The following is a 4348-nucleotide window of genomic DNA, read 5'->3' as shown; positions in this document are numbered from 1 at the left end:
AAATTCTGGGGTGTATCGTTGTCCACTCATAATGTTCTCTCCTATGCAAAAAGAATAGACGATATTTGTCTAGGAGAGTGGTGGCAGTCCAAAAGATGGTTAGGTGTGTCTAGAATTTTGGTGGCTATTCAGAAGTTTGTTGCTTCACGGGACGATAGAACTGATTATGACGTACAGCATTGCTCCAGTCTGTAATTTTAGGAATATCAGATAAATCTAGTTGATCATCTGGAACAGTTCCTTTAGCAAGTAGGCGTTCAATTTCAGCATCTTGCTTCTGACTAAATTTTTCATTTAGTTCTTTGCGTGAGTATCTACTCTAATGATCAATTAATTTGGATTTTCCTGATACTGAGGTGCAGCATCTTCTATTTCATACCAAGCTGGCTTAGATGAAACAAAAACATGGAACTGATTTCTTAAGATAGGATCATCGTCCAAACAATTAACTGGTATTGGAAAAGATGCACTCTCTGAACCGATTTCACCCAAAGCAGTTCCGCACTTTTTACAGAACGTTCGTACATAGCTAAATGGCGGTTCAGGCTTATATGTTTGTATAAACTCTTTACCTTGAAGCAAATTAAAGGATTCTTTTTTCACAAAAATAATCGTACTCGATCCGAGCTTACGACAGCGTGAACAATGGCATGTTCCCATCATGTCAGGAACAGCATTCAACTCAAATTTAACAGCACCACAACAACAACTACCCTGAATCATATTTTGCCTATATTTATAAAGAGGTTTGGACATTTTTAATGTAAAAAAGGATAACTATTAAATCATTATCCTGCATAGCAGCCATTATCCATTATATTAAATGGATGGGAATTCTCTGTATATCATGCCTAAAGCTAAGATACACATCATTAGAGATAAACCTTTAAGCAAAGCACTTTGTATTTTTAAATTACGTAGAATTTTTTTTAGACTTAAAGAAAAAAATACATAAAGACCACCAGTGATCCCCAAAGTTAAAATTGTTATGACGATTAAAGAAAAAGTTTGTTCTTTCAAGCTAGATGCTCCAAAAATAGCAGGAACAATTGCTAGATAAAATGAAATGGTTTTAGGATTACTGAGCGTTATAAATAGCCCATCCCGATAAGAAAAGATAGTTTCGCTTACCGTACCTTTATCTTGGGTTTGTAAGAGATTACCGTTGAAAGACCAAAAGCTATAAGCTAAATACAATAAATATATGCTTGATAGCATGACTAAATAGAAAGAAAAATGTGGAAAAATTTGAGTTAAAGAAGTTAGTAAAAAAATAGACGTTAATAAAAAAATTAAATCGCCCGTAATAAGGCCAAGGAGCATCATTACACCATTTCTATAGCCATGAGTAAGTGTTTTAAACATTAGCCCTGTCATACCTGGCCCAGGAAGGATTGCTGCTAAAGATAAAGTAAAAAGATATGTGGTGAGTTGTGCTAGATAGTCCATTTGAAAATAGATCAAGAAAAAATATTAGATCTATTTTTTTATAAAAACAAAGAGTAAATTGATCTATTTGTTTTATATAAACCTCTAAAAAGGGTATAAAATTTCCAATTTAGTTAATTATTTGAATATTTATGCCTGCCAGTAAAAAAATCGATAAAACTGATGTAAAAATTTTAGAGTTGCTACAGAAAGACTCACGTATTACAACAGTCGAATTATCTGAACGATTAAACTTATCTACCTCTCCTTGTTGGCGTAGGGTCAAACAACTTGAAGATACAAACATTATCAAAGGGTATGGAGTACTACTTGACCGAAAAAAAATAAATTTAGGTGTAATGGTATTTGTACGTGTGTCTATTGATAGTCATAGCGAAAAGGAAGCTAAAAAATTTGAGGAAGAAGTGACTGCCCTAGATTATGTCGTTGCATGTTACAGCATTGGGGGAGATGCAGATTTCTTACTTCAAGTTGTATCACCAGATCTTGATACTTATGCTGAATTCTCAATGTCAACGATTAGAAGATTGCCTGGGATAAAGGAAATGCAAAGCATGTTTGTTCTAAAAGAAATAAAGCCCTTTGTAGGATTCCCAGTTAAAATTTCTCTAGGTTAGAATCCAGACTCTTTAAATGGTGAAAAACGAGATAATTTCGCATAACAGCCATTATCTTAAATAAGAGTTGATAAGTAGCCATTAATTACCTTAATTTGATGTAATACAACGTCAAAACTATAGAAAGAACTAAATGTACTTACCGCCTCATTTTGAAGAAAGACGAATAGATCTTCTTCATGATTTAGTAAAAAAACATCCCTTCGGTTGTATCATTACATATTCCAATGGTGAGTTAGATGCTAACCATATTCCTTTTGAATTAGTGCCTGATAAGGGGGATTTTGGGAAATTATTGGCACATATATCGAGACAAAATCCTTTAGCTGAAATTTTAAAGAATGATGCCAATGTACTTGTAATATTCCGAATTGATGATGTTTATATCTCTCCTAATTGGTATATAGGAAAATTTGAACATCATAAAGTTGTTCCGACTTGGAACTACATAGTTATTCATGCAAAAGGTAAAGCCAGAATTATTGAAGATGAGAAAATATTAAGAGGTATTTTGGCTCGTCTTACTAGAGAACATGAGTCTAATCAAGAGATTCCTTGGAAAATGACAGACGCACCAGCTAACTTTATTAACGAAAGGATGAAACATATTGTAGGAATACAAATTGAGATTACAGACTTAGTGGGAAAATTTAAATTAAGTCAAAATAGAAATAAAAATGATATTTCAAGTGTAGCTAAAATTTTAGCTAAAAAAGGTAAAAGTGATTTAAGTAATCTAATGTTGAATATCTCAAATACGGAAGAAATATAGAATTATATAAGGTTAATAAATGAAAAATAGCGGTAGTTGTTTATGTGGAAAGGTTAAATTTTCAATCAACAAAGATATTCAGACAATGTATCACTGTCATTGCAGCTTATGTCGTAAACAAAGTGGTACTGGAGCAAATTCAGCGACTTTGGTGAATGAAACATTATTTGAGTGGGCTTCTGGTATAGATTCTATTGGAACATTTAGAAAAGACTCAGGTTTTACTTCTTGCTTTTGTATAAGTTGTGGATCTCCAGTTCCTAATAAAGTTGGAAATAGCTCGTTCATATGGATTCCATTTGGATTGCTAGATGAGACGCCAATAATTAAGAAAAGATTAGGATTCTGTATTAACTCAAAGAGTAATTGGGCACCTGTAATACAACTAGATCAGGAATACTTAGAATTACCAAGTTGGAGTGAGTTAGAGGATTATTTTGATTAATTTAAGATTTCCCAAGTAATAGGAAAGTTTATATTAGTTAGCATTATTCTTAAGCTCTGGATCAAATAAGGTTATAGAGCCATCTTCATCAACTAAGAAGGCTTTATCGCAAAGAGTTAAAATGGGAATATCGCTTAGACTATCAGAGTACCCATGGCTAAAATTTAGATCAGCTTTAAATATATTGTTCAACATCGTCTTTTTATTTTTATAGATGCATCTTTCAACTAAATAAAAGGAGAAAAATTTTCTACATGTGATTGAGCCAATTACTTCAAAATTACTTGTATTGAAAAAATTAGGGTAAATTTGTTTGATAAATTCTACTGGCGTCCCACTAATGAAAATAACTTCATCACCATTAACTTTGTGAAACTCTAACTGTTTAAGAGGCTTATCAAATGAAGTCATTTTTTGAGAGAAAGATTTGCAAAATTTCTCTGTGAGGATATCTAACTGCTTTTTTGAAACGCCGAAGAATAAAAAAAATAAAATTAAATTTAACCCAAATTTACCTTTTGTATTAATAAGATAAAAAAGAAACGAGATAAAAATGATCGGAAGGAATATAACAAAATTTATTAATCTTTCTTTAATTGAGTACTTGATGAACTCAAAAAAAATATCTTCTTTGTGTAAGGTTCCATCAATATCAAAAAAAACATAATTCATTAACTACTTCCTCAATAAATATTTGATAGTTGATGGCTTGAATATTGTAATTAATACTAGGTCTGCAACTTTAATATCCTGAATGGAGATTAAACCTTTATCAGTATTTATACGTGTTCCTGCAGGAAAACCAGCTCCTGAATCAAGATGTGATTTCATAAATGTATATGTATATTTTTAATTGATAATTAATCAGTTTTTCTAAAATTAACATAATACACCTTATACGAAGCTAAAAAAGCGAGCTTATAGTCCCCATTTTTACTATATTTTTTAGATTCTTAAGTGTGTTGTACTGTTCGTTTTAGCCCTAAAGCATTTACTACACGGTTAAGACTCACTTAAAACAAGTGCTTTAATTTTTACGGCTTTTTCAAAATGATCTAATTTATG

7 protein-coding genes and 1 pseudogene are annotated in these 4348 nt (G+C 31.7%); 4 read left to right on the top strand and 4 right to left on the bottom strand.

Features of this window, described 5'->3' with window-relative positions; all coding sequences use genetic code 11:
* A partial coding sequence (locus GTU69_RS17060; protein ID WP_205683574.1) for a hypothetical protein occupies positions 1-195 on the top strand: 195 nt, incomplete at its 5' end.
* Here the strand turns inward: GTU69_RS17060 and GTU69_RS16825 are convergent.
* The 3 genes and pseudogenes from GTU69_RS16825 to GTU69_RS16815 form a co-directional block, all read right to left on the bottom strand.
* Positions 131-262 (bottom strand): annotated as a pseudogene (locus GTU69_RS16825) (toxin-antitoxin system, antitoxin component); the annotation flags it as partial. The gene GTU69_RS17060 and the pseudogene GTU69_RS16825 overlap by 65 nt on opposite strands.
* 68 nt (positions 263-330) lie before the next feature.
* Positions 331-756 carry a GFA family protein gene (locus tag GTU69_RS16820; RefSeq protein ID WP_205683573.1) on the bottom strand — a complete coding sequence of 142 codons (426 nt, stop codon included), beginning with the start codon at positions 754-756 and terminating at the stop codon, positions 331-333.
* Positions 757-819: 63 nt separating this feature from the next.
* Positions 820-1449, bottom strand: coding sequence for a LysE family translocator (locus tag GTU69_RS16815; protein ID WP_166172208.1), 630 nt, complete (start codon positions 1447-1449; stop codon positions 820-822).
* Between the two features lie 131 nt (positions 1450-1580).
* On the opposite strand from GTU69_RS16815, the gene GTU69_RS16810 reads away from it, so the two are divergent.
* The 3 genes from GTU69_RS16810 (at position 1581) to GTU69_RS16800 (ending at position 3283) form a co-directional block, all read left to right on the top strand.
* Positions 1581-2066 (top strand): Lrp/AsnC family transcriptional regulator, encoded by a 486-nt coding sequence (locus GTU69_RS16810; RefSeq protein ID WP_166172206.1) that lies wholly within the window; start codon positions 1581-1583, stop codon positions 2064-2066.
* A 133-nt stretch (positions 2067-2199) separates the two neighbouring features.
* The gene (locus GTU69_RS16805; protein WP_166172204.1) at positions 2200-2838 is read left to right on the top strand and encodes an FMN-binding negative transcriptional regulator; all 639 of its coding nucleotides are present in this window, start codon (positions 2200-2202) and stop codon (positions 2836-2838) included.
* 19 nt (positions 2839-2857) lie between these two features.
* Positions 2858-3283, top strand: a complete 426-nt coding sequence (locus tag GTU69_RS16800) for a GFA family protein (protein WP_166172202.1) — start codon at positions 2858-2860, stop codon at positions 3281-3283.
* A 33-nt stretch (positions 3284-3316) separates the two neighbouring features.
* Here the strand turns inward: GTU69_RS16800 and GTU69_RS16795 are convergent, their stop codons facing one another.
* Positions 3317-3955: a haloacid dehalogenase-like hydrolase gene (locus GTU69_RS16795; RefSeq protein WP_166172200.1), complete on the bottom strand. Its 639-nt coding sequence runs from the start codon at positions 3953-3955 to the stop codon at positions 3317-3319.
* Positions 3956-4348 lie beyond the last annotated feature (393 nt).

It is taken from the genome of Acinetobacter sp. SA01 (assembly GCF_011319235.1).
Lineage (GTDB): Bacteria > Pseudomonadota > Gammaproteobacteria > Pseudomonadales > Moraxellaceae > Acinetobacter.
The sequence above is the reverse complement of the archived record's forward strand: the minus strand, read 5'-3'. Positions and strand labels throughout refer to the sequence as shown.